Origin of the sequence: Bradyrhizobium sp. LB8.2, from assembly GCF_040548035.1 — a bacterium.
GTDB lineage: Bacteria > Pseudomonadota > Alphaproteobacteria > Rhizobiales > Xanthobacteraceae > Bradyrhizobium.
In genome coordinates, this window is the sequence record NZ_JBEPQV010000020.1 from 108,329 (window position 1) to 133,530 (window position 25,202).

General features: G+C 63.8%; 21 protein-coding genes and 1 tRNA gene. 20 read left to right on the forward strand and 2 right to left on the reverse strand.

Going from position 1 to position 25,202, the window contains the following annotated elements; translation table 11 throughout:
* Positions 1 to 64: 64 nt before the first annotated feature.
* From ABIB06_RS23530 to ABIB06_RS23550, 5 genes are all read left to right on the forward strand, one after another.
* Positions 65 to 337: a helix-turn-helix domain-containing protein gene (locus ABIB06_RS23530; RefSeq protein WP_247353060.1), complete on the forward strand. Its 273-nt coding sequence runs from the start codon at positions 65 to 67 to the stop codon at positions 335 to 337.
* 95 nt (positions 338 to 432) lie between these two features.
* Complete coding sequence (locus ABIB06_RS23535; protein ID WP_247353062.1) at positions 433 to 2,187, forward strand: SulP family inorganic anion transporter; 1,755 nt, start codon at positions 433 to 435, stop codon at positions 2,185 to 2,187.
* 85 nt (positions 2,188 to 2,272) lie between these two features.
* Entirely contained in the window at positions 2,273 to 3,112 is an 840-nt protein-coding gene (locus ABIB06_RS23540) for a shikimate dehydrogenase (protein WP_354052587.1), read from the forward strand.
* Positions 3,113 to 3,177: 65 nt separating this feature from the next.
* A complete protein-coding gene (locus ABIB06_RS23545; protein WP_247353065.1) occupies positions 3,178 to 3,804 on the forward strand; it encodes a hypothetical protein in 627 nt (208 codons plus the stop codon).
* Positions 3,805 to 3,877: 73 nt separating this feature from the next.
* Positions 3,878 to 4,507 (forward strand): hypothetical protein, encoded by a 630-nt coding sequence (locus ABIB06_RS23550; protein WP_502916560.1) that lies wholly within the window; start codon positions 3,878 to 3,880, stop codon positions 4,505 to 4,507.
* A 119-nt stretch (positions 4,508 to 4,626) separates the two neighbouring features.
* On the opposite strand, the gene ABIB06_RS23555 is transcribed toward ABIB06_RS23550, so the two are convergent.
* Entirely contained in the window at positions 4,627 to 5,763 is a 1,137-nt protein-coding gene (locus ABIB06_RS23555; RefSeq protein ID WP_354052584.1) for an alpha-hydroxy acid oxidase, read from the reverse strand.
* Between the two features lie 132 nt (positions 5,764 to 5,895).
* Here ABIB06_RS23555 and ABIB06_RS23560 point away from each other — a divergent pair, with 132 nt between their 5' ends.
* The 12 genes from ABIB06_RS23560 to ABIB06_RS23615 all read left to right on the forward strand — a co-directional run bounded on the left by ABIB06_RS23560 (position 5,896) and on the right by ABIB06_RS23615 (position 18,693).
* Positions 5,896 to 6,063 (forward strand): hypothetical protein, encoded by a 168-nt coding sequence (locus ABIB06_RS23560; RefSeq protein WP_247447640.1) that lies wholly within the window; start codon positions 5,896 to 5,898, stop codon positions 6,061 to 6,063.
* A gap of 222 nt (positions 6,064 to 6,285) precedes the next feature.
* A complete protein-coding gene (gene glmM, locus ABIB06_RS23565; protein WP_247447639.1) occupies positions 6,286 to 7,632 on the forward strand; it encodes a phosphoglucosamine mutase in 1,347 nt (448 codons plus the stop codon).
* Positions 7,633 to 7,728: 96 nt separating this feature from the next.
* A complete protein-coding gene (locus ABIB06_RS23570) occupies positions 7,729 to 8,946 on the forward strand; it encodes an MFS transporter (RefSeq protein WP_354052581.1) in 1,218 nt (405 codons plus the stop codon).
* A gap of 226 nt (positions 8,947 to 9,172) precedes the next feature.
* Entirely contained in the window at positions 9,173 to 10,000 is an 828-nt protein-coding gene (locus tag ABIB06_RS23575; RefSeq protein ID WP_247353070.1) for an outer membrane protein, read from the forward strand.
* A 168-nt stretch (positions 10,001 to 10,168) separates the two neighbouring features.
* Positions 10,169 to 11,047: an outer membrane protein gene (locus ABIB06_RS23580; RefSeq protein WP_354052580.1), complete on the forward strand. Its 879-nt coding sequence runs from the start codon at positions 10,169 to 10,171 to the stop codon at positions 11,045 to 11,047.
* Positions 11,048 to 11,115: 68 nt separating this feature from the next.
* Positions 11,116 to 11,706, forward strand: coding sequence for a glutathione S-transferase family protein (locus tag ABIB06_RS23585; protein ID WP_354052578.1), 591 nt, complete (start codon positions 11,116 to 11,118; stop codon positions 11,704 to 11,706).
* Between the two features lie 25 nt (positions 11,707 to 11,731).
* Positions 11,732 to 12,196 carry a GNAT family N-acetyltransferase gene (locus ABIB06_RS23590; protein ID WP_354052576.1) on the forward strand — a complete coding sequence of 155 codons (465 nt, stop codon included), beginning with the start codon at positions 11,732 to 11,734 and terminating at the stop codon, positions 12,194 to 12,196.
* 158 nt (positions 12,197 to 12,354) lie between these two features.
* Complete coding sequence (locus tag ABIB06_RS23595; RefSeq protein WP_354052574.1) at positions 12,355 to 12,561, forward strand: hypothetical protein; 207 nt, start codon at positions 12,355 to 12,357, stop codon at positions 12,559 to 12,561.
* 79 nt (positions 12,562 to 12,640) lie between these two features.
* Positions 12,641 to 13,813: a phosphoserine transaminase gene (locus tag ABIB06_RS23600; protein ID WP_354052572.1), complete on the forward strand. Its 1,173-nt coding sequence runs from the start codon at positions 12,641 to 12,643 to the stop codon at positions 13,811 to 13,813.
* 119 nt (positions 13,814 to 13,932) lie between these two features.
* Positions 13,933 to 15,522 carry a phosphoglycerate dehydrogenase gene (gene serA, locus ABIB06_RS23605; protein ID WP_354052570.1) on the forward strand — a complete coding sequence of 530 codons (1,590 nt, stop codon included), beginning with the start codon at positions 13,933 to 13,935 and terminating at the stop codon, positions 15,520 to 15,522.
* Positions 15,523 to 15,677: 155 nt separating this feature from the next.
* Positions 15,678 to 16,850, forward strand: coding sequence for a thiolase family protein (locus ABIB06_RS23610; protein WP_354052569.1), 1,173 nt, complete (start codon positions 15,678 to 15,680; stop codon positions 16,848 to 16,850).
* A 277-nt stretch (positions 16,851 to 17,127) separates the two neighbouring features.
* Entirely contained in the window at positions 17,128 to 18,693 is a 1,566-nt protein-coding gene (locus ABIB06_RS23615; RefSeq protein ID WP_354069238.1) for an FAD-dependent oxidoreductase, read from the forward strand.
* A gap of 67 nt (positions 18,694 to 18,760) precedes the next feature.
* Here the strand turns inward: ABIB06_RS23615 and ABIB06_RS23620 are convergent, their stop codons facing one another.
* A complete protein-coding gene (locus ABIB06_RS23620; protein WP_354052566.1) occupies positions 18,761 to 22,174 on the reverse strand; it encodes a PAS domain-containing sensor histidine kinase in 3,414 nt (1,137 codons plus the stop codon).
* A gap of 556 nt (positions 22,175 to 22,730) precedes the next feature.
* Here ABIB06_RS23620 and ABIB06_RS23625 point away from each other — a divergent pair.
* The 3 genes from ABIB06_RS23625 (at position 22,731) to ABIB06_RS23635 (ending at position 25,186) form a co-directional block, all read left to right on the forward strand.
* On the forward strand, positions 22,731 to 23,165 hold the full coding sequence (locus ABIB06_RS23625) for a phasin (protein ID WP_354052564.1): 435 nt from the start codon (positions 22,731 to 22,733) through the stop codon (positions 23,163 to 23,165).
* 246 nt (positions 23,166 to 23,411) lie between these two features.
* Positions 23,412 to 23,488, forward strand: a tRNA-His gene (locus ABIB06_RS23630).
* Between the two features lie 693 nt (positions 23,489 to 24,181).
* Entirely contained in the window at positions 24,182 to 25,186 is a 1,005-nt protein-coding gene (locus ABIB06_RS23635; RefSeq protein WP_354069236.1) for an esterase/lipase family protein, read from the forward strand.
* Positions 25,187 to 25,202: the final 16 nt, after the last annotated feature.

Below are 25,202 nucleotides of genomic sequence, written 5' to 3' on the forward strand. Positions count from 1 at the left end.
ATGTATTTTACATCATTGTGCATGCTCCAGACATCACTTATAATCTCTCATACGTGAGGCCAAGGTGATCACGTCGTTCCAGATGCGGGCAGCGCGCGCGCTGCTCGGCATTGACCAGAGGGCCTTGGCGGAGCTCGCAGGCGTTTCGCTGCCGACCATTCAGCGGATGGAGGCGAGCACCGGCAACGTTCGCGGCGTGGTCGAGACCTTGATGAAGGTGGTCGAAGCCTTTGATCGGGCCGGCGTCGAGCTGATCGGCGAACAGGCGCGCAGCGAAGGCGGCGGACGTGGCGTTCGGCTGAAACAGCCGGGGCCGCCGCGTCGGGTTGGAGCGTGATCCCGCAATGATCATGCTCGGGAGCAGACTTAACTAACGCACCGTCGCGCCCCGATACGCGGCCGCACGATGCATCGGAGCGGTGTGGGCAGGGCATGAGCATCACAGGCGAACACGCAGGCAAGCTGCACCAGCTTCGTCGGCCGACCTTTACCGAACTCTATCTGCCGAAGCTCGTCACCGTGTGGCGCGAGGGCTATGGCTTGTCGGATTTCCGCGCCGATGTGTTCGCGGGCCTCACGGTCGCAATCGTCGCGCTGCCGCTGTCGATGGCGATCGCGATCGCTTCGGGCGTGACGCCGGATCGCGGACTCTACACCGCTGTTGTCGGCGGCTTCATTGCGTCACTGCTCGGCGGCAGCCGGTTCCAGATCGGCGGCCCGGCCGGCGCCTTCATTGTGCTGGTTGCGGCGACCGCCGACCGTCACGGCGTTGACGGCGTGGTCCTCGCCACGCTGATGGCGGGCCTGTTCCTGATCGCCGCGGGCTTCCTGCGGATCGGCACCTATATCAAGTTCATTCCGTATCCGGTGACGGTCGGCTTCACGGCCGGCATCGCCGTCATCATCTTCGCGAGCCAGCTGCGCGATCTCGGCGGGATCACGCTGGTCGCGAAAGAGCCGAGCGAATTCGTCCCAAAACTCGTCGCGCTCGCCGGGGGGCTGCACACCGTCAATCCGTCGGCCGTCGCGGTCGCGATCGTCAGCATTGCCATCATCGCCGGCCTGCGACGCTGGCGGCCGTCCTGGCCGGGCATCCTGATCGCGGTCGTGCTCGCGGCGGCCGCATGTGCCGTGCTGTCGCTGCCGGTCGAGACCGTCGGATCGCGCTTCGGCGGCATTCCGCGCGAACTGCCCGCGCCGGCCTTGCCTGCGTTCTCGCTCGCGAAGGCGACCGCCGTGCTGCCGGATGCGATCGCCTTCGCGCTGCTCGCCGCCATCGAATCGCTGCTGTCGGCGGTGGTGGCCGACGGCATGACCGGACGCCGTCACCGCTCCAATTGCGAGCTGGTGGCGCAAGGCGCCGCCAATGTCGGCGCGGCGCTGTTCGGCGGCATCTGCGTCACCGGGCTGATCGCGCGCACCGCGACCAACATCCGCGCCGGCGCGCGGGGGCCGCTCGCGGGCATGCTGCATTCGATCTTCCTGCTGCTGTTCATGCTGATCGCGGCGCCGCTCGCGAGCTACATCCCGCTGGCCGCGCTCGCCGCCGTGCTCGTCGTGGTGGCCTGGACCATGGCAGAGAAGCACGAATTCGCGACGCTCCTGCGCTCGTCGTGGGGCGATGCCGTCGTGCTGCTCGCAACTTTCCTGCTCACCATCTTCCGCGATCTGACCGAAGGCATTTTGGTCGGCTTCGCGCTTGGCGCGGTGCTGTTCATCCATCGCATGGCGGAAATGACGGGCATCGAGGAACGTTCGCCGCTGGTGGCCGCCGATCGTCCCGATGACGGCAATGGCGAGCGCGTGCCTTACGACCCCGCGCTCGCGGTCGATCGCGACGTGCTGGTCTATCGCATCACCGGCGCGTTCTTCTTCGGCGCCGCCTCGGCGATCGGCAGCGTGCTCGACGGCATTGCCGACAAGCGCAAGGGCTTCGTGGTCGACTTCGCCGCAGTGCCGTTCCTGGATTCGACGGCGGCCAACGTGCTGGGACGCGTCGCCGCAAAAGCCCACCGGCAGGGCATCCGGCTGTTCATCACCGGGGCATCGCCTGCGGTTCGCCGCGCGCTGCTCACCCATGGCGTCACGCCGCCGCGAGCGCGTTATCGCGAGACCATCGCGCGTGCCGTCGCCGACATCAAGGGCCGCACGGCCCAGCTCGCGGGCGATGACGCGGGCACGGCCTAGCGCCGCGGCCTTCCCGGGGCGTCCGCGCGCTTGACAGGGCCCGCGGGACGCGAAATGGATCGCCTCCGACGCTCCCCAGGGAAGGATGACCGTGACCAAGGCTCCCGCAGCCTGTCTGATCGGATGGCCGGCCGCGCATTCGCGCTCGCCGCTGATCCACCATTACTGGCTGCGCACGCTCGGGATCGAGGGCGGCTATCTCATCGAGGCGGTTCCACCCGATAATTTGCGCGACTTCGTGCTGCGGCTGTCACTGCGCGGCTTCGCGGGCGCTAACGTCACCATCCCGCACAAGGAGAGCGTGCTTGAGCTCTCGAAGCCTGATGCCCGCGCGCAGGCGGTCGGAGCGGCCAACACGCTGTGGTTTGCGGACGGCGAGCTGCGCTCGACCAACACCGACGTCGAGGGTTTCATCGGCAATCTCGACGCCAGCGCGCCCGGATGGGACGCAGCCGGCGAGGCGCTGGTGCTGGGCGCCGGCGGCTCCTCGCGTGCGATCGTGTTCGGGCTGCTCGAACGCGGCTTCAAGCGCATCCATCTCGCCAACCGCACCATCGCGCGGGCCGAGACGCTTGCAAGACAGTTCGGACCGAACGTGCATCCTGTTACATGGGATAGCGTGAACGACCTCCTGCCGCGCGCAAAACTTCTCGTGAACACGACCTCGCTCGGCATGCACGGTCAGCCTTCACTCGACGTTGAAGTCGCCCGCCTGCCGGATGGCGCCGTGGTCGCCGATCTCGTCTATGTTCCGCTGATGACGCCGCTGCTGGCGGCCGCAAAGGCGCGCGGGCTGAAGACCGCCGACGGCCTAGGCATGCTGCTGCATCAGGCGGTTCGCGGCTTCGAGCTGTGGTTCGGCCAGCGGCCGCAGGTCACGGCTGAGCTGCGCGCGCTGGTCGAGGCCGATCTCACAAAGACTTGAGAGAATAGCGCGTAATCTCCGGCGTTCTATGTCCGTAGGGACAATAGGGACAATCGGAGACCATCATGTCTGTTCAACGTGCAACTTTCACACGTCCGCTCATCGCCGTCGCGATGGTGGCCGTCTCGACCCTCTCGGCACTTGCGCAAAGGGCGCCGGTGCCGACGCGCGTGCGCGGCACGATCGAAAGCGTCAATGGCGATACGATGCAAGTCAAGTCGCGCAGTGGTGAGGATGTCAAGCTCCACATCGCCTCCGACGTGAACGTGTCAGGCATTACGAGGATTTCACTCGCCGACATCAAGGCCGGCTCCTTCGTCGGCGCCACCACCGTGCCGGGACCGGACGGCGGTGCGAACGCGGTCGAGGTCCACGTGTTTCCGGAGAGCATGCGCGGCACCGGCGAGGGCTCGCGGCCCTATGACCTCAAGCCCAACTCCAGCATGACCAATGCGACCGTGTCGGAGAGCGTGGTCGGCAATGACGGCCATACGCTGCTGGTCAAGTACAAGGACGGCGAGAAGAAGGTGTTCGTCGCCGACAGCACGCCGGTGGTGACCTTCGTGCCCGGCGACAAATCCGATCTGAAGGCCGGCGCCAAGGTGATCGCCTTCATGAAGCAGCTGCCGGACGGCTCATTCGAGACCAACCGCGTCAGCGTCGGACGCGATGGTCTGACACCGCCGATGTGATTATTGCAGCCGGGAATAGCGGTGGTCACGCGGGGTTGCCGTATTGATCGCCGCTCCTCCCTGGAGGGATATCATGCCGAAAGTGAACAACTGGATGCCACGCCTCGTCGTGGCCGCATTCGCCGCTTGCATCGTTATTACGTCATCCGTCTCGGCGCAGCAGGCGCCGACGGTCCGCATCCGCGGAACCATCGAGAGCATCGACGGCAACATGCTCGATATCAAGGCCCGCGAGGGTACTGACGTGAAAGTGCGCATGACCGACAACGTTGCCGTCTTCGCGGTGGTGAAGACCTCGTTGTCGGAGATCAAGGACGGCTCCTATATCGGCGTCACCGGCCTGCCCGAGCCCGACGGCACCCAGAAGGCGATCGCCGTGCACATCTTTCCCGAAAACCAGCGCGGCGCGGCCGAAGGTTTTCGTCCCTGGGACGCCCGCGCCAACTCGACCATGACCAACGCCACGGTCTCACAGACGGTGAAGGGCACCGACGGCCAGAACATCACGGTCAAGTACAAGGACGGTGAGAAGAAAGTCGTGGTTCCGCCGGACACGCCGATCGTCACCTTCGTCGCCAGCGACAAATCCGAGCTCAAGCCGGGCGCCAAGCTGATCATTTTTGGTGCGGCGAAGAAGGACGATGGTTCGCTGGAAGCCAACCGGGTGAATGTCGGCAGGGACGGCGTGACGCCGCCGATGTGAGGCGTGAAACTGGCAGAGCCGTAGGGTGCGCAAAGGCGCGCAAGCGCCGTGCCCACCATCTTTCAACGATCGCGGCAAAAAGGGTGGGCATGCTTTCGCTTTGCCCACCCTGCGGCGCTTCACATCGCAATGATATGATCGTCGATCTCGTCGATCCTGTTGACGCCGCACAGGCCCATGGTGGTGAGCAGCTCCTTCTGGATGATGTCGATCGCCTTGGCGACGCCGGCCTGGCCCCCGGCGCCCAGGCCGTAGGCGTAGGCGCGGCCGATCATGCAGGACTTTGCGCCGAGCGCGAGCGCGCGCATCACGTCCTGGCCGGAGCGGATGCCGCCGTCGAACATGATCTCCATCCTGTCACCGACCGCGTCGGCGATCTCGGGCAGCACCTCGATCGATGACGGGGCGCCGTCGAGCTGACGGCCGCCATGGTTCGACACGACGAGGGCCTGCGCGCCGGTCTTGGCGGCCTCCTCGGCGTCCTCGACGTCCAGAATGCCCTTGATGACGAGCTTGCCCGGCCAGATGCTGCGGACCCACTCGATGTCCTTCCAGTTCAGCGAGGTGTCGAACTGCGAGGCGGTCCATTCCGCGAGGCGATTGAGGTCCTCGGTGTTCTTCACGTGGCCGGCGATGTTGCCGAAGGTGCGGCGCTTGCCCTGCAGCACGCCGGAGACCCACGCCGGCTTGGTCGCGAAATCCAAAAATTTCGACAGCGTCCACTCGGGGGGGATCGTCATGCCGTTCTTGATGTCGGCATGGCGCTGGCCGATGACCTGGAGGTCGACGGTGAGCACGAGGGCGCTGCACTTGGCCGCCATCGCGCGCTGGATCAGCTCCTTGATGAAGCCGCGGTCCTTCATCACGTAGAGCTGGAACCAGAACGGCTTCTCGACATTGGCCGCGATGTCCTCGATCGAGCAGATCGACATCGTCGACTGCGTGAACGGGATACCGGCGGCTTGCGCGGCGCGGCAGGCATGGATCTCACCATCGCCATGTTGCATGCCGAGCAGGCCCACAGGCGCCAGCATCAGCGGCATGGTCGAGGGCTCGCCGAGGATCGTGGTCGCGGTGTCGCGTTTGGAGACGTCGACCAGGATGCGCTGGCGGAACTTGATCGCCTGCATGTCATCGCGGTTGGCGCGCAGCGTTTCCTCGGCGTAGGAGCCGCGGTCGCAATAATCGAAGAACGCCTTCGGCACGCGGCGCTGATGCAGTGTGCGAAGATCGTCGATACAGGTGATATGCTTCATGAATTTTTCCCCGGCCCGTCTTTGCATCAGGAGTCTTGCATCGGAAGTCTTGCATCGGAAGATCGAGGGGTCATCTAGCATGGTTGGATGCTCAGCCAAATCGTTTGCATCCTTTGTGGAGAGGAGGTCGCCATGACGAGACCGCACGCCGGACCGACCCCGGAAGAGATCAAGGAGAAGCATGATCTCGAGGAAGCGCTGGAAGAAGGTCTGGAAGAGACCTTTCCGGGCTCCGATCCCGTCAACGTCACCCAGCCGGCGCCGAGCCGCGGCGACGGCCATGTGAAGCGCTCCGGCTAGGGGCGGGTTCCGCGCTGTTTTCGGCATTTTTCGCCGGGAATATAGTGTTAACAAGACGTTATCGGCGCCGTGGCGCGCCGGGTTCCGTAATGATTGATCATATTTTTTGAAGCCAAGTTAGCCGTGATGGCTCTATAAGAGCTCAGCAAATCAGGGATGCGGGGCCCGTTGGGGCACCCGAAGGTTGTAGTGGGGACCCCTGGTTGTTGCGTGGGGGACGATATGAGCCGCAAATATTTCGGGACGGACGGGATCCGGGGCCGCGCCAACGGACTGATCACGCCGGAGCTCGCGCTCAAGGTCGGCCAGGCCGCAGGCCTTGCGTTTCAGCGCGGTGACCACCGCCACCGGGTCGTGATCGGCAAGGACACCCGGCTGTCCGGCTACATGATCGAATACGCGATGGTCGCGGGCTTCACCTCGGTCGGTATGGACGTGCTGCTGGTCGGCCCGATGCCGACGCCGGCGGTGGCGATGCTGACCAAGTCGATGCGCGCCGATCTCGGCGTGATGATCTCGGCCTCGCACAATCTGTTCGAGGACAACGGCATCAAGCTGTTCGGCCCGCAGGGCTTCAAGCTCTCCGACGACGTGGAGAAGCAGATCGAGCAGCTGCTCGACGAGCCCATCGGCAAGCGTCTCGCACAGAGCGCCAGTCTCGGCCGCGCCCGCCGCATCGACGGCGTGCATGACCGCTATATCGAATTCGCCAAGCGCACGCTGCCGCGCGATCTGTCGCTCGACGGCCTGCGCGTCGTGGTCGATTGCGCCAATGGCGCCGCCTACAAGGTGGTGCCGGAAGCGCTGTGGGAGCTGGGCGCCGACGTGATTCCGATCGGCGTCGAGCCCGATGGCTTCAACATCAACAAGGAATGCGGCTCCACCTCGCCGGAAGCCTTGTCGAAGAAGGTGCGCGAGATGCGCGCCGATATCGGTATCGCGCTCGACGGCGACGCCGACCGCGTCATCCTGGTCGACGAGCGCGGCCATATCGTCGACGGCGACCAGTTGCTCGCGGTGATCGCGCAGAGCTGGAAGGAAGACGGACGGCTGTCGCGGCCGGGCATCGTCGCCACCGTGATGTCCAATCTCGGCCTCGAACGTTTCCTGAAAGAGCAGGGGCTCGATCTCGTGCGCACGCCGGTCGGCGACCGCTACGTGCTCGAGCAGATGCTGAACGGCGGCTACAATCTCGGTGGCGAGCAGTCCGGCCACATCATCCTGTCCGACTATGCCACCACCGGCGACGGCTTCGTTGCCGCATTGCAGGTGCTTGCCGTGGTGCAGAAGCTGCGCCGCCCGGTGTCGGAAGTCTGCCACCGCTTCGATCCGCTGCCGCAGATACTCAAGAACGTCCGCCACAAGGGCGGCAAGCCGCTCGACGACACCAGCGTCAAATCGGCGATCTCCGACGGCGAGCAACGGCTCAACGGCCATGGCCGCCTGCTGATCCGCTCTTCCGGCACCGAGCCGGTGATCCGCGTCATGGCCGAGGGCGAAGACCGCATCCTGGTCGAGGACGTCGTCGACACCATCGTCTCGGCGCTCGGACAGGCGGCGGCGGCCTAGGCGCATCCCAGCCATCGACGATTGGCGGTGGTTTGGCCGCCCCGGTCATCGTAGTCAGGCCGTGCGGCGGTTCGCCGCGCCTGCCGGGATATTCCATTGAACAAGCCCGTCGTCGTCAGCGACGTGACGCCGGCGGCGAAGTCGGCCGCAGGGCCGGCCTATGTCGTGCTTGCCGGCATCAGCTTCTCGCACTTCCTCAACGACACCATGCAGTCGCTGATCGCTTCGGTGTATCCGATCCTGAAGGACACCTACGCGCTCGACTTCGCGCAGATCGGCATGATCACGCTGGCGTTCCAGTTCACGGCCTCGCTGCTCCAGCCAGTGGTCGGCCACTACACCGACAAAAAGGCGCAGCCCTATTCGCTGTCGATCGGCATGGCCTCGACCTTCTTCGGTCTCTTGCTGCTCAGCGCCGCCCACCAATATCTCGTCATCCTCGTCGCCGCCGCGTTGGTCGGTCTCGGCTCGGCGGTGTTTCATCCCGAATCCGCGCGCATCGCGCGGCTCGCCTCCGGCGGGCGCTACGGCTTTGCGCAATCGGTGTTCCAGCTCGGCGGCAGTTTTGGCACCTCGATGGGACCGGTATTGGCCGCGCTCATCGTCGTGCCGTTCGGGCAGGGCAGCATCGCCTGGTTTTCCTCGATCGCCTTCCTCGCGATCCTCATCCTCTGGCGCATCGGCCGCTGGTACGAACCGCAGATCAAGGCGAAGAAGACGGTCGCGATCGAGACCCATCCCGACGCGCCGAGCTCGCGTCGCGTCACCGTTGCGCTCCTCGTGCTGGTCGCGCTGCTGTTCTCGAAACAGCTCTACGTATCGAGCCTGTCGAGCTATTACATCTTCTATCTGATCGACCGCTTTGGCGTGTCGACCCAGGCGGCGCAGATGTATCTCTTCGTTTTCCTCGCAGCGAACGCGGTCGGCGCTTTTCTCGGCGGTCCCCTGGGCGATCGCTACGGCCGCAAGATCGTGATCTGGATCTCGATCCTGGGCGCGCTGCCGTTCACGCTGGCGCTGCCCTATGCGGGGCTCTATGCGAGCGCGGTGCTCTCGGTGATCATCGGCCTGATCATCTCTTCGACGACGTCGTCGATCATCGTGTTCGCGCAGGAGCTGGTACCGCATCGCTTCGGCATGATCTCCGGCGTGTTCTTCGGCGTCGCCTTCGGCATCGGGGGCCTGGGCGCGGCCGTGCTCGGCAAGCTCGCCGACCACACCTCGATCGAGTTCGTCTACCAGGTCTGTGCCTATCTGCCGGCGATCGGCCTGCTCGCGGTGTTCCTGCCCAAGCTGCCGCGGCACGTCCGTTAACGCATCCTGTCTTGCCGCAACGCGGCTTCATACATCGTTAGCAATTGCGACGTTCAGCCGCCGCATTTTTGCAGCGCTCTTGCCGCATCGGCGTGTGAGTTGAGAAAAAATCAACCTTAAAAATTAGGGTTAAGTGGCGCTTAAACATTTGCTGGCATCGTCCGGGCCGTGAGTTTCCAGAACGTGAGGCGCCGTATTTGCCTCACCGGCCAAAAGGACGAAGCCAATGCGTAGCGTTAAGTCTCTCCTTGCCGCGGGTGCGGCAACCCTGATGTCCTCGATGGCGTTCGCCGCCGACATGCCGATCGCAGCGCCCCCTCCGATGTACGCGCCCCCGCCGCCGCCCTCGGACTTCGGCGGCTGGTATCTGCGCGGCGACGTCGGCATGACCAACCAGAGCGCCAAGCGCATCGACAGTGCTACTGCGGCAGCGTTCCCTACTACGACGACGGGGCTCGGTTTCGACTCCTCGCCGCTGTTCGATCTCGGCGTCGGCTATCGCTTCAACAACTGGTTCCGCGCCGACTTGATCGGTCAGTACCGCGGCAAGGCCAATCTGCACGGTGCGGACAACGTCATTGCGCCCGGCTTCGTTGGCTCCAACAATTACAGCGGCAGCAAGTCCGAGTGGGTCGTCATGGCGAATGCCTATGTCGATCTCGGCACTTGGTGGTGCATCACGCCGTTCATCGGCGCCGGTGTCGGCGGCTCCTACAACAAGATCAGCGGCTTCCGTGACGACGGCGTGTCATACAGCCCGTTGCTGAACAACAGCGTCGCCTACTTCGCCGACAACGGGAAGTGGAATTTGGCCTGGGCGGCTCACGCCGGTCTCGCCTACAGGGTCAACCCCGGGTTCACGGTCGAACTGGCCTACAGCTACATGAATCTCGGCGACGCGGCGCCCGGCAACTACCGCCTGTTCGACAACAGTGCCTCCGGCCCGTCCACGATCAAGATCAAGGAGCTCACCTCGCACGATATCAAGCTCGGCGTGCGCTGGGATCTCAACAGCCCGCCGGCCTACATGCCGCCGCTCGTCACCAAGGGCTGATCGTCAGCCTGATCGCTTTAGACTTCTTAACGGCGCGGGATCATCCCGCGCCGTTTTGCTTTGCGTATTTTTCATGGCTTCACCGCGACGAAAGTCCCCGGCGCAACCATTGGTTAAGGTTAACGGGCCATGATCACGAGCGAAAGTTCGAGTTCGATGGAGCGTTCGATGCGTAGGCTTTTGTTGGCGGCGGCGATATTGGGGACGGTCTCTGCCGCGCACGCGGCCGATCTCTCTGACCTGCCCATCCTGCGCGGCAGCTTCACGGACGGGCTGTCGAAGACGTCCCACAACTGGGACGGTTTCTATGTCGGCGGCCAGTTCGGCTTTGCCACGACCGACGTCGATTTCAGTCACGCCCCAAAGACGATGACCGACTTCATGCTTCGCAACAGCATCCTCCAGGCGCCGGTCGGCGGCTGGGCGCTGCTGCCGAGTAACCACGTGCAGTCGACCGGGTTTGGCGCCTATGTCGGCCGCAATTGGCAGCTCTACGATGCGGTGTTCGGCGTCGAGGCCAATTACAGCTACATGAACAATCTGTCGAGCTCGGCGAGCGATTCCATGGCGCGATTGCTCCCTGGCGAAACGGCTCCGACTGGCCATACTTATACCTACGCCACCACGCTCGGTGGTGGTGCTGCGCTGAAGCTCAAGGATTACGCAACCTTCCGCGGCCGCGTCGGCTGGGACGGGGGCGACTTCATGCCGTATGCCTTTGCCGGCTTGGCAATCGGACGCGCCGAAGTTTCGAGATTTGCGACAGTATCCTGGCAGAAGTACGATGACTTCGACGACGTCGTAGTCAACGGCGGCATAGCCACAACGGTTCATAGACATCTGCCCGCCGGTTCGGACACACTGTCCAAGACTGAGCTGCGCACCAACAGCTTCATGTACGGATGGACGGCCGGTATCGGTGTCGAGTACGCGATCTGCGGCAACATCCTGCTTCGCGGCGAATGGGAGCATGTCGGCTTTTCGAACGTGAAGGACATCACGGTCGGCCTGAACAACTTCCGCGTCGGCGCTGGTTACCAGTTCTGAGCCGTCCGCTTCCTGTTGACAGCCTTGTTTCCTCCTGATGCTCTGTCGCTGAACGCGCGGGGGCAGCGATGCGGATCTACGGCGATACCAATTCCGGCAATTGTCTAAAGGTGAAGTGGGTCTGCGACAAGCTCGCGTTGTCTTACCGATGGATCGAAATAGATACGCGCAAGGGCGAGACGCGCACGCCGCAATTTCTCGAGATGAACGGCGCCGGCCAGGTGCCAACCGTCGCCTTCGACGATGGTCGCACGCTGGCGCAATCCAATGCCATCATCCGCTATCTCGCACGCGACAGCGCGCTCGTTCCGCGCGATGCCTTCACGGCCGCCAAGATGGACGAATGGCTGTTCTGGGAACAATACAGCCACGAGCCCTATATCGCGGTGTGCCGCTTCCAGCTCGTCTATCTCGGCAAGGACGCCTCCGAGCTCGATCCTGAAAAGGTCAAGCGCGGCTATGCGGCGCTCGACCGCATGGAGCAGCATCTCGCCGGCAGCCGCTTCCTTGCTGGTGACGCGGTTTCGCTCGCCGACGTGTCGCTGCTCGCCTATACCCGCGTTGCGCATGAGGGCGGCTTCGATCTCGGCCGCTTTGCCGCCGTCCGCCGCTGGATCGCCGAAACCGAGACCTTTCTCAGGCTTCCCAAGGTGCGTTAAGGCGCGCTGAGGCAGGAGTATCGCAATGAACGCTGAATCCGTCTCCATTCGTCCGGCGCGCCGCGAGGATGTTGCTGCGATCGTCGCGATGCTCGCCGACGATCGTCTCGGGAGCGCACGCGAGCGCGTGGAAGATCCGTTGCCTGCGGTCTATTACGAGGCATTCGCGCGGATCGAGCGCGATGAAAATCTCCAGCTCGTGGTTGCCGAGAGCGAGGGCAGGGTGGTCGGCTGCCTGCAACTCGCGATCCTGCCCGGCATCAGCTCGCAGGGCGGTATGCGCGGTCTGCTCGAAGATGTCCGCGTCGCTTCCGATTGCCGCAGCCGCGGCATCGGCGAGCAATTGGTGCAATGGGCGGTGACCGAAGCGAAAGCGCGCGGCTGCAATCTGGTCGAATTGCTGACTCATCAGACGCGAACAGATGCGCAGCGCTTCTACAAGCGGCTCGGATTTACATCGAGCCACGTCGGCATGACTGTTCGCTTTTGATGCAACGCGCCGCGAGCGTTGCACGATCAGCGAAATCGGATCGCGTGTTCGGTCATGTTAAGAGCTGATAAACTACCCGTTCGTGGTTCACGTGGAACCGGGAGCGAACGGTGCTACGGCAGCGTCTGCAACCGGGCTCGGTCGGTTCGGGGATTTCGATGAAAAGCTATTCGATAATCAAGGTCGGCAACGACTACGTTGTGCAGGCCAATGACAAATGCATTTTGAAAGTTGGCAGCCGCCGCCGTGCCGCGCAATTGATCAGCGATGCCACGGGCTTGCTGAACGCGCTTGCAGTGGTCGAAGCTCCGGATATCGCGCCGGAGGCGCCATCACTCGCGCGTGAGGTCCCGGAACTTCCTTGACGACTCTTCCCGTTTCCCGTATCAGCCGCGGCGGGACACCTCCCCCCAACGGGAGGCTTACTATCTGGAAGGGTAGACTATGACTGTAGCGAAGCCCGCTTCGCGGCCGAACGTGCCGCATTTTTCCTCCGGCCCCTGCGCCAAGCGCCCCGGATGGAATGCCCAAAATCTCAAGGACGCAGCGCTCGGCCGTTCGCATCGCGCGAAGGTCGGCAAGACCAAACTCAAGCTCGCGATCGACTTGACGCGCGAAGTGCTTGAAGTGCCCGTCGATTATCGCATCGGCATCGTGCCGGCCTCCGATACCGGCGCGGTCGAGATGGCGCTGTGGTCGATGCTGGGTGCGCGGCCCGTCACCACGCTCGCCTGGGAATCTTTCGGCGAGGGCTGGGTCAGCGACATCGTCAAGGAATTGAAGCTCAAGGACGTCACCAAGCTCAACGCTGCCTACGGCGAACTCCCCGACCTCTCCAAGGTCGATCCGAAGTCCGACGTCGTCTTCACCTGGAACGGCACCACCTCAGGCGTGCGCGTGCCGAACGCCGACTGGATCAGCGCGACCCGCGAAGGCCTGACCATCTGCGACGCCACCTCGGCCGCGTTCGCGCAAGCCCTCGACTGGGCCAAGCTCGACGTCGTCACCTTCTCCTGGCAGAAGGCGCTCGGCGGCGAGGCCGCGCACGGCATGTTGATCCTGTCGCCCCGCGCGGTGGAACGGCTCGAAACCTACAAGCCGGCCTGGCCGCTGCCGAAGATCTTCCGCATGACCAAGGGCGGCAAGATCAACGAGGGCATCTTCGTCGGCGAGACTATCAACACGCCGTCGATGCTCTGCGTCGAGGATTATCTCGACGCGCTGAACTGGGGCAAGTCGATCGGCGGCCTGAAGGCGCTGATCGCGCGCGCCGACGCCAACACCAAGGTGCTCGCCGACTGGAAGGCGAAGACGCCGTGGATCGACTTCCTCGCCAAGGACGCCGCGATCCGCTCCAACACTTCGGTGTGCCTGAAGTTCACCGATCCCGCGATCACCTCGCTCTCCGAGGACGCGCAGGCTGACTTCTCCAAGAAGCTGGTGGCGCTGGTCGAGAAGGAAGGCGCGGGCTACGACTTCGCGTACTACCGCGACGCGCCCGCCGGCCTGCGCATCTGGTGTGGTGCGACCGTTGAGGCCAGTGATGTCGCGCGGCTGACGCAGTGGATCGACTGGGCTTTTGCCGAGACCAAGGCCGCGCTCGCCAAGGCGGCGTGAGCTTTCTTTCTTAGCCTCTCCCCGAACGAACGGGGAGAGGGAGAAGAAACCGCTCCGAGACATCAACTTATTCCGGTCGACGGCCGCCCTGGTTTCAGGGAAGGTAGAGGATTATCCCCATGACCAAACCCAAAGTTCTCATTTCCGATGCGCTCTCTCCCGCAGCCGTGCAGATTTTCAAAGACCGCGGCGTTGAAGTCGATTTCCAGCCCAATCTCGGCAAGGACAAGGACAAGCTCGCCGAGATCATCGGCAATTACGACGGCCTTGCGATCCGCTCCGCGACGAAAGCGACCGCCAAGATCCTCGAGAAGGCCACCAACCTCAAGGTGATCGGCCGCGCCGGGATCGGCGTCGACAACGTCGAGATTCCCGCCGCCACGGCCAAGGGCATCATCGTGATGAACACGCCGTTCGGCAATTCGATCACGACCGCCGAGCACGCCATCACCCTGATGCTGGCGCTGGCGCGCGAGATTCCGCAGGCGGACGCTTCGACCCAGGCCGGCAAGTGGGAAAAGAATCGCTTCATGGGTGTCGAGATCACCGGCAAGGTGCTCGGCGTCGTCGGCTGCGGCAACATCGGCTCGATCGTCGCCGACCGCGCGCTCGGCCTGCGCATGAAGGTGATCGCGTTCGATCCGTTCCTGTCGCCGGAGCGCGCCAGGGACATCGGCGTCGAGAAGGTCGATCTCGACGATCTCCTGAAGCGCGCCGACTTCATCACGCTGCATACGCCGCTGACCGAGAAGACCAAGAACATCATCGATGCTGCCGCGATCGCCAGGATGAAGAAGGGCGTGCGCCTGATCAACTGCGCCCGCGGCGGCCTCGTCGACGAGCAGGCCGTGGTCGACGCCTTGAATTCCAAGCATATCGCGGGCGCCGCCTTCGACGTCTTCGTCGAGGAGCCCGCCACTGCGAACGTGCTGTTCGGTCACCCCAACGTGATCTGCACGCCGCATCTCGGCGCGTCCACCACCGAAGCGCAGGAGAACGTCGCGCTCCAGGTCGCCGAGCAGATGTCGGATTACCTGCTGACCGGCGCGATCTCGAATGCCGTCAACTTCCCTTCGATCACCGCGGAAGAGGCGCCGAAGCTGAAGCCGTTCATCACCCTTGCCGAGAAGCTCGGCTCGTTCGCCGGCCAGCTCACCGAGTCCGGCATCCTCAAGGTCGAGATCACCTATGAGGGCCACGTCGCCGAGATGAAGATCAAGGCGATCACGTCCGCCGTGCTGTCCGGCCTGCTGCGGCCGATGCTGGGCGAGGTCAACGTCGTGTCCGCGCCCGTCGTCGCCAAGGAACGCGGCATGGTGGTGGACGAGATCGTCCGCGCCGCCCAGAGCGATTATGAAAGCCTGATCACCGTGACGGTCGCGACCGAACGCCAGGAGCGCTCGGTCTCCGGCACCGTCTATCACGACGGCAAGCCGCGCCTCGTCGACATCAAGGGCATCCGCGTCGACGCCGAGTTCGGCAAGTCGATGATCTACGTCACCAACGAGGACAAGCCGGGCTTCATCGGCAAGTTCGCAGGGCTTCTCGGCGACGCCAAGATCAACATCGCGACCTTCCATCTCGGCCGTGTCGAGCAGGGCGGCGATGCCATCGCGCTGGTCGAAGTCGACGGCGCGGTGCCGGCCGATCTGCTCGCAAAGGTGCAGGCCCTGCCGCAGGTCAAGCAGGTCAAGGCGCTGACGTTCTGATACGCCCACATATTCCGACCAGCGGAACAACGCCGCCTCCATCACCGGAGGCGGCGTTTTTATTTCTCCCGCGACCGCTGGACATTGTGTACCAATAGCGCCGAGAAGATCTCAACCGACGCTCCGTTCAAAATCGTTCGAAAAGGGAGAAAACAATGCGTGAAGCCGTCATCGTTTCCTATGCGCGCACGGGCCTCGCAAAATCCGGCCGCGGCGGGTTCAACATCACGCCGCCGATGTCGCTCGCGGCCCACGCCATCCAGCACGCGGTGAACCGCGCCGGTGTCGAGAAGGATTATGTCGAGGATTGCTATCTCGGCAATTGCGCCCATGGCGCGCCGAACATCGGCCGTCAGGCCGCGCTGCTCGCCGGCCTGCCGACGACCACCGCCGGCGTCTCGGTGAACCGCTTCTGCTCGTCGGGGCTGCAGACCATCGCGATGGCTGCCAACTCGATCCGCTCCGACGGCGCCGAGTGCATCGTCGCCGGCGGCGTCGAAAGCATTTCCATGCCGGGCGGCGGGACGCCGAAGGAATCGATCGATCCGGAATTGCTCAAGGTCGCGCCTGACATCTTCATGGCGATGATCGACACGGCCGACATCGTCGCCGAGCGCTACAAGCTTAGCCGCGAATACCAGGACGAGTTCTCGCTGGAATCGCAGCGCCGCATGGCGGCGTCCCAGCAGGCGGGCAAGTACAAGGACGAGATCGTCCCGATGAAGACCAGGATGAAGGTCGTCGACAAGCAGACCAAAGCGGAGAGCATCGTCGATTACGTCGTCGATCGCGACGAGTGCAATCGCCCCGAGACCACGCTGGAAGGTCTCGCCAAGCTCGAGCCGGTGAAGGGTCCCGGCAAGTCCGTCACCGCCGGCAATGCCAGCCAGCTCTCGGACGGCGCTGCTGCCGTGGTGCTGATGGAAGCCAAGGACGCCGAGAAGCGCGGCCTGAAGCCGCTCGGCCGCTTCGTCGCCTGGGCGACCGCCGGCTGCGAGCCCGACGAGATGGGCATCGGTCCGGTGTTCGCGATTCCGAAACTGCTCAAGCGCACCGGCCTGAAGATCGACGACATCGATCTGTGGGAGCTCAACGAGGCGTTCGCCAGCCAGTGCCTCTACTCCCGCGACAAGCTCGGCATCGATCCCGCCAAGTACAACGTCAATGGCGGCTCGATCGCGATCGGCCATCCCTTCGGCATGACCGGCGCCCGGCTCACCGGCCACCTGCTGCAGGAAGGCGCGCGCCGCAAGGCCAAGTGGGGCGTCGTGACGATGTGCATCGGCGGCGGCCAGGGCGGCGCGGGCCTGTTCGAGATCTATAGCTGAGATCAAGCGATATGAATGCGAAGGGCACGGCGCCGCAAGCGCCGTGCCTTTTTTGTTGCGCGTCGATCGCCACGAAACTATATAGCTCGTGTCGGAAAAGGCAGACTTGGTCTGGTGAGCCCAAGTCCTTTCGGTAACGAAAGCTCTGGTCTTTGGCCTTGTGCACGAGATCCCCACGACGAACATCGGACGCCGCCAAGGCGCCCCATCGTTCGTCCGTGTGATTCTCGAAGCTTTGGGAACGCTCCGGTCGAACATCGACCACAGGAGCGTCTCCATGCAAACTCAATCCTCAAATCTGCAATCCTCTAGTCCATACGACGTCATCATTGCGGGTGCCGGCCCCGTCGGCCTGTTTCTCGCGTGCGAGTTGCGGCTCGCCGGTCTCCAGGTCCTGGTGCTGGAGCAATCGCAAGACCCGCATTCGGCGCTGAAGCAACTCCCGTTCGGCCTACGCGGCCTTTCGATCCCCACACTCGAGGCGTTCCGGCGGCGTGGCTTGCTGGACGATATCGTGGCCGCGCAGCACCTTGCCTCAGGCGCCATCAAGTCCGCTGCCCATTGGATGCAGCAGACCCGACGGCCCGCAGGTCATTTCGCCGGCATCCAGTTCTATCAGGACAACATCGATGTCGCGAAGTGGCCCTGGCGTCTGCCGACGCCGGCCGATGCCGGCGTCGCGGTCGATATGGAAACTCTCGAATCCGTTCTGGCCGCGCGCGCATCCCGCCTGGGCGTCGAGATCCGGCGCGGCTTCGGCGTCGATGCCGTTGCTGCTTCAGACGAAGACGTGATGGTGCAGGCGGCCGGCGAGACCTTCCGGGGACGCTGGCTCGTCGGTTGCGACGGCGGCCGCAGTACGGTGCGCAAGATGAGAGGCTTCGACTTCGTCGGCACCGACCCCGAATTCACAGGTTATTCCGTCGAAGTCGAGCTGGCCGATCCGGACAAGCTAAGCCCGGGCCGCAACTACACGCCGACGGGCGTGTATACCTTTGCGCAGCCTGGAACGATCGCGATGGTCGATTTCGACGGTGGTGCCTTCCACCGGACCGAGCCGATCACACCCGAGCATGTGCAGACGGTCTTGCGACGAGTCTCCTGCACGGACGTCACCATCACAGCGCTTCGGCTTGCCGCAACCTGGACGGATCGGGCCTATCAGGCCACGACATATCGCAAGGGGCGCGTGCTCCTGGCCGGCGACGCCGCCCACATCCACTCGCCGCTCGGCGGCCAAGGCCTTAATCTCGGTCTCGGCGATGCGATGAATCTGGGCTGGAAGCTGACGGCTGCGATCCGCGGAGATGCACCTGCCGATCTCCTCGATACCTATTCGCGTGAGCGGCATCCTGTCGGCGCGCAGATCCTCGACTGGTCTCGCGCGCAGGTCGCGATCATGCGGCCGACGCCGAGCACGCGCGCGCTCCAGGCCATCATGCGCGATCTGATCGAGACCCGGGACGGTGCGAGCTATTTCGCCGAGCGCGTGCGCGGCGTTTCGCTTCGCTACGATCCCGGCGGTAGCCATCCGCTTGTGGGCCGCAGTGTTCCCGATTTCGAATTGCTCGATGGAACGACGGTCGGAGAACGCCTCCGGACGGCGAAAGGTCTATTGCTGGATTTTGACGCTCGATCACCGCTTCAAGCGCTTGCGAGCCGCTGGAGTGGTCGGATCGATTACGTCGCTGATGACGCTAGGGATCGGCTGGGCCTGAGCGCCGTGCTGGTGCGCCCCGATGGTTTTGTCGCGTGGGCCAGTGACGGTGCGGCCGACGAGGAGGAAGCTGCTCAGGCCGCATCGCGATGGTTCGGCGAATCCGCGGCGCGCGCATCCGCGTAGCCCGGATGAGCGGAGCGATATGCGGGACCTTTCCCGGTTGTCGCTTCGCTCACCCGGACTACGCCGTTCACGCCTTCGCCAGCGCCGGTGCGAACACCACCTCGATCAGCGAGCCGGAGTTCGCCGCGCTCTTGATATTGAACCGGGCGCGGTTGGCTTCGACCAGGGCCTTGGTCAGCGACAGGCTGAGCGCCGAATTGTCTTCGGCATCGCCGGGCGGTGGCGTCCGGAACGGCTCCATCGCGGCGGCGACTTCGCGCTCGCTAAGGCCATGGCCGGTGTCGCGGATGCGAAGGGCGACCTCGCCGCGGTCGGACAGCGCGGTCGAGACGATGACCTGGCCGCCGGCGCTGGCAAGCCGGATCGAGTTCGAAATCAGGTTCATGGTGATCTGCCGCATCGCGCGCGCATCCACGCTCACCTGCGGCAGCGCATGGCCGAGCGAGGTGCGGATGATGATGCGCTCGCGGTTGGCCTGCGGCTGCATCACGACCACGCAGGCTTCGACGAGGTCATTGAGGTTGAGATTGGCGAAGTTGAGGTCGAGCTTGCCGGTCTCGATCCGCGACAGTTCGAGCAGATCGTCGATGATGGCGATGACGCGCTCGCCGGACGCGCGGATGTCCTTCATGTACTCGCCGTAGCGCTCGTTGCCGAGCGTGCCGAAACGTTCGGAGATCATCACCTCGGAAAAGCCGATGATGGCGTTGAGCGGCGTGCGGATCTCGTGGCTGATCCGCGCCAGCATGTCGGCCTTGGCATTCGCCGCGCCGTCGACGAGGCGGCGGGCCTGCGTCAGCTCGCTCTCGCCCTGCTTGCTGTGCGAGAGGTCGCGGAACACGGCGAAGAAGTTCGGGCCGTCGGGCCTGGTGCGGCCCATGATCATCGCGAGCGGAATGACGCCGCCCTTCTTCTCGCGCCCCAGCACCTCGCGGCCGTGGTCGAGCAGGCTCGCGATGTCCTGGCTCTTGAGGTTTTCCAGATAGTCGACGACGACATGCTGGCTCTCCGGCGCAAACAGCGTCACCAGATTCTGCTGCATCAGCGTCTCGGCGTCATAGCCGAACAGCGCCTCGGCGCTGCGGTTGCAGGCGTGGATGTTGCCTTCGGCGTCGAACATGACGATGCCCTCGGCCGTGGTGTCGAGGATCGCGGCGAGATCTTCCGCGGCCGCATCGCCGGCCTCGGGCTCGGGCGCGAAGGGGAAGGACTCCGGGACGATGGTTTCGACGACGACAGGCGAGGCGGCAACAGGCGAAGCCACGACAGCGGCAGGATTGGGCAGCGCGCAGATCAGCGCGTGCGCGCTCTCGCCGTCCCAGTCGATCGTGTGCAGATGCGCCTCGGTGGTTGGAAGCGGCGCTTCGCCATTGGCGCGCGTCGCGCTGATCGTAACAGGCGTGCCGCCTTGCGACGTGCTGCTGGCCGCGGACACGCCCGGCTCGACATAGAGCGCATCGAGCCCGCCGGCGTTCTCCAGTGCGCTCAGGCCGGCATAGCCCATGCGCGCGAGGAAGGCGGGGTTGGCGTAGAGCAGGCGGTCGAGCCGATAGATCAGGATGCCCGTCGGCAGCAGGTCGAGCAACGCGCGGTCGCGCGTGCTGTGGCCGTGCGCGGGCGGCGCGGGCTCGTTCAACCATTCGGCCGGTGCGTGCGGGGCTTCCGTCTCCGGCGTCGGCGGTTCGGGCGTGATCTCTGCCGCCGGCGGCTCGGACGAAGCCGCGATGGTTTCCTTGTCGCGTTCGAGGCGCTCGGACAATTGCCGGGCCAGCTCGTTGAACGCGCTGTTCTCGACCGGCGTCAGCGTCGGCGATCTGGTGTCGCCGGGCGCTCGGAACGGCAGGACATTGGGAGGCGTTTCCACTGGCGTTTCCGGATCGGTTGGGTGTGAATTCGCTGCGGTTGTGGGTTGGGACAGTTCAGCTTCAGGCTCAGGCGGCTCGATCGGCGGCGGCGGTGCCTCCGGTTCAGACTTGGCTTCGGGCTCGGGCTCGACCACATCGGCGGACAGGCTTTGCGGCGCCGGCGGTTCGGCCAACAGTTCGAAACGCCTGAGCGCCTCGATCCGGTTGAGGCCGTCGACATCGCGGCAGACGCCAAATCCCTTGAAGCCCGCGAAATTGCGCGCGCCGTCATAGACGGGCAGCCCTGCAAGCTCGACCGGCAGATGCTCGCCGCCATCGGCCGGCCAGTTCACGGTGATCCCGGCCCAGGTGTCCTCGCTTGCGAGCGCCTGCGCCACTCGGCTTTCAGGATCGAGCGCAAATGCGTCGGCGATCTCGCGCCACGGGCGGCCGAAGCCGGCGGCCGTGTGCGCGCCGATCAGGCGGATGAACTCGCTGGTTGCGAGCACAAAGCGACCCTCTGCATCCATCTGCCAGAGAAAGCGCAGCGGATGCTGACGCGGTGCGGGCGGCTCTTCGTGGCCCGATGGCGGCTCGACCATGTGTGACGTGATCGGCGCGGCCTGCGGCGACACGATGGCCTCTGGCGAGTTTTCAACCGGAGTCTTTTCAACCAGAGTCTTGCACGCGGCTTCGGCGACGGCTTCCTCGACCGCTTGCTGGATCGTGGCGATCTCTGTCGTCGGCCCGCTCACAGGCGGTTCGTGCGCGTTCGTCCCGGTTGCTTCCGGCGCTTCGACCGGCTCGGCAAAGGCGTCGAACAGCGCGAATTCGGATGGAGCCTCGTTAAGCAGCGCAATTTGCACATGCTCCGGCACGGCGGCTGGAGGAGCGGGCGGCGCAGCGTCACGCTGAACGATGTCTTCGCGCGAGATGTCTTCTTTGGCTTCAGGCGCAGCATCCGCCTCCGCCGTCGCAGCCACCTGCACGGCAGGCTCGATCAGCGCGACCAGGCCGACATCGGCCCCGCTGCCGACCCGTTGCAGCACCATCTGGCCGATGCCGATCGGCGTCTCGGCGCGGCCCTGGCGAAGCGCATCGCTGCGCGCCTGGTCGAGGCCGGCATCAGTGAGATCGCGGAAGCCGAGCAGGGGACGGGCGGTCTCGCTGGCGCCGACGAACAGGCCGTCGGACGCGAACGCCGCCATCGGCACCTTGGCGTTATCGACGAGACGAAGCAGGCGCTCGACCAGCGGCATGGTGTGTAAGCCGGGGTCCATCGCGGTGACGAGGACAGCGCGACCACCATCGGCAAAGTCGAGCCGCGCGCAGGCGCAGGTCATCAGGGTGCCGAGCCGCGCGCCGAAGCCGCGCAGCCGTTCGAGCCGGATGGCTCCGTTCGGAGGCAGCCGGCCTGCAAGCCGGACGACCTGGCGGCGGTGGCTGTCGGCGGGCCCGAAGGTCTTGTCCGCCAGCGCAGTGGCATTGGCCGCGCCAAACAGCTTTGCGCCGACCGGATTGGCCCAGAGCACGCGCGTGCCGTCGATCGACCAGAGCCAGGCGGGCAGCGGGGAGGTCGCGTGCACGGCCAGCCGGGGATCGCCCACACCTCGCAACTGGAAATCCGAACTCGTCATCCGACCGGCTTCGCGTCTCGCTTGTCAGCATCAGGGTGCAAGGCTGCCGGGAATGACAGCCTTAAGAAAGGGTTAGTATCGCGCGCCGGCGCGGGCAGGTCCACGGCGCCGGTCCCTGGCGGCGGCCCAAAGCCGCGATAACCTTAATGTGGCTGACCCCGCAAGCCGCTGCTCGCTTGCATCCCCATCCTTCGAGACGCCCGCTTTTGGCGGACTCCTCCAGGCGCCGACGCCGCTAAGCCTCATCCTCTGGGGAGACCGCAAAGCGGTCGTCTCGATGGACGAGACGAACGCTCAGGCCGCCCCAAAATACCTCAACCACCGGTTCCCCCGCCCGGGAACCTCATCCTGCCCGGGATTAAATTATCGCAGCGCCGGCCGGATCGCGTTGCGCTGCACAATGTTGACATGTTAGGCGGCCATAATACTGAGCACTGGGCGAGCCATCATTCGTTTCGCGTTTCCAGTCTTCGTACCCGCCAGAACATGGCCCCGGTTGGCCGGCGGGCGCGCCAGAAGGCTCACTCCGTTTTTTCATGATTGTGAGGGACAACCCATGACAGGTGCGACTGATCCGTTTTCTGCCTCGATCATTCCGTTCGAGGTCCCCGAGCAGATGCGTGCGTTCGCCGAAAAGGGCGTGTCGCAGGCCCGCGAGAGCTACGCCAAGTTCAAGGACGCCGCCGAGACCCACAACGGCACCGTCGAGGCCGTGTTCACCTCCGCCAACAAGGGCGCGAGCGAGTACACCGCCAAGCTGGTGGAGTTCATGAAAGCCAACACCACCGCCCAGCTCGACTTCGCCCAGCAGCTGTTCAGCCTCAAGTCGCCGGCGGAAGCGCTGGAGCTGTGGACCGGCCACACCCGCACCCAGCTCGAGACCTTCCAGTCCCAGGCCAAGGATCTGGTCGAGCTGACCCAGCGCGTCGCCGCCGCGACCGCCGAGCCGATCAAGGCCAGCGCCGCGAAGCTCTACACGCCCGCCGCCTGATCTGGCGCGGTCGTTTAACGGGCATGATCCGGAAAAGTGTGTAGCGGTTTTCCGATAAGATCATGCCCCAAAGAAGAACAACCCGGGCCTAGAGCCCGGGTTTTGCTTTGGAAATAAGGTCGCCGAGCGGACGATTTGGGGGTCTTGCGGCCTTGCCAAAAACGCCCGTTGCACCTAGTTTCCGCCCCGTCCAGCCCCCTCGGTACCGGCCCTTTCAGGGCGCCCAGAGGCGCGGCTCGCAAGGATGCAGTTGTAGCTCAGTTGGTTAGAGCGCCTGTCTGTGGAACAGGAGGTCGGTGGTTCGAGCCCACCCAACTGTACCAAAAAAATCAAATAGTTACAGAAATCATCGAAGGCTTGCGGATTGTTGTAGCTACCAGATAGCTACCACGAGAGCGCTAGTGCATTGCGCTCGCTTGAGCGCGACCGAAATTCACGTGCCTGGCACGCTGTCCAGATGCCGCTTATTCCGGCCTGTGGGTTGCGGTCGGTGCGAATGAAAATGAACGGACTCGCACCTGCATCGTCTCGGATCCACCGGTCGATCGAACTCAACTTGTAACGAGCGTCGACACCAATGCTCTCTCAAGGCGGAAACAGGAGTTCGATTCCCCTAGGGAGCGCCATCTAATTATTTCAATCACTTACGACCGTATTTAGCGGCACTAACGGCATCTATTAGCGGCAGCTCGAATTCATGTTTCTGGCGCTGCTTCACCGCCTGTCATGATCCTAAATTGTTCGCGCTAGGAGCCACATGCCTCGTCATCGCGGAAAACGATGCCCGGAGGAGCCCAGCTTAATACCACCTGCGGACCAATCTTCCCGCTAAGACGCGGGCCCGCGAAGTCCGAACAGTAGCGCTCCGGCTCCGACGCAGTGGGATCCCTCCTCGCCCACAACCACGATCTGTCATAGTCTATGCCTTCCAAGCAAAGCGACGCGCAGAAGCGAGACTAGCGGAGACGCCGATGCCCCCTAGGCGCGATGAGTCTATTCCAGGACACAGCAGTCAGATGAACGCGGATCGCTCGCTGGCCGCCCCCGTCCTTCGCGACTTTGGACTACACGAGCTCCGCAGGTCCGAAACCGATCTTGCAATCATTTTCGTACATGGCGTCCTTTCTGGAGGGGAAGCCGCATGGGGCCATCCATCCTGGCCAGAATTAGTTGCAAACGAGCCCGACTTGCAGGATGCCGGGCTCTTTGTATTCACATACCAAAGCACCGTTACGTCCCGCACATACAGCATTGGCGATGTTGTGGATGCATTGCGGGAGCACTTTAATCTTGAATCGCTATGGGATCAGCGTCGTCTCGTCTTTGTATGTCATAGTATGGGTGGGATCGTCGTTCGCAGGTTTATTGTGGCGAACCAAGCCAAATTAATCGAACACAACTGCTCAATTGGTCTCTTTCTTGTCGCATCGCCATCGCTGGGATCGAGCGACGCAAACCTCATTGGCCTCCTTTCTCTGATACTCCGAAATACACAGACGTTAGCGTTGCGGTTCTCCCAAACAAATACATGGTTGAACGATCTCGATCGAGAATTTATGACCCTGAAAGAGAGTGGCCGCCTTTCGATAACAGGGAAAGAATTAGTCGAGGATCGCGCGATCGTGCTCAAGCGATGGTTAGGTCTGCGCAGCCAAGTAGTCGAACCGTTCTCGTCGGGTCGATATTTCGGTCAGGTGTTCAAGGTTCCGGGATCTGATCATATCTCTATTAGCAAGCCACAAACATCTAACGCTATCCAGCACCGGCTGCTCAAGCAATTTGTGATCGAGTTCAATGCTGCAGAAGCTGAAATGAGCCTCGGCAAAGGGGATCATCAAAAGAAGTTAGAAGTGGAAACCGACCAACCCCATCAGCTAGTCAGCCGGTCGACACCTTCGGCCACGGAGAAGAGCCGCGATCAACTGGGCACAGGCGATCGCTCGATCAGCATCGGCCGGGATGCGAATGGAAACGTCATAATTACTGGGGACAACAACCGCGCAAGCGTCAAATCTAAGTAGGGATGAGCAGAACACC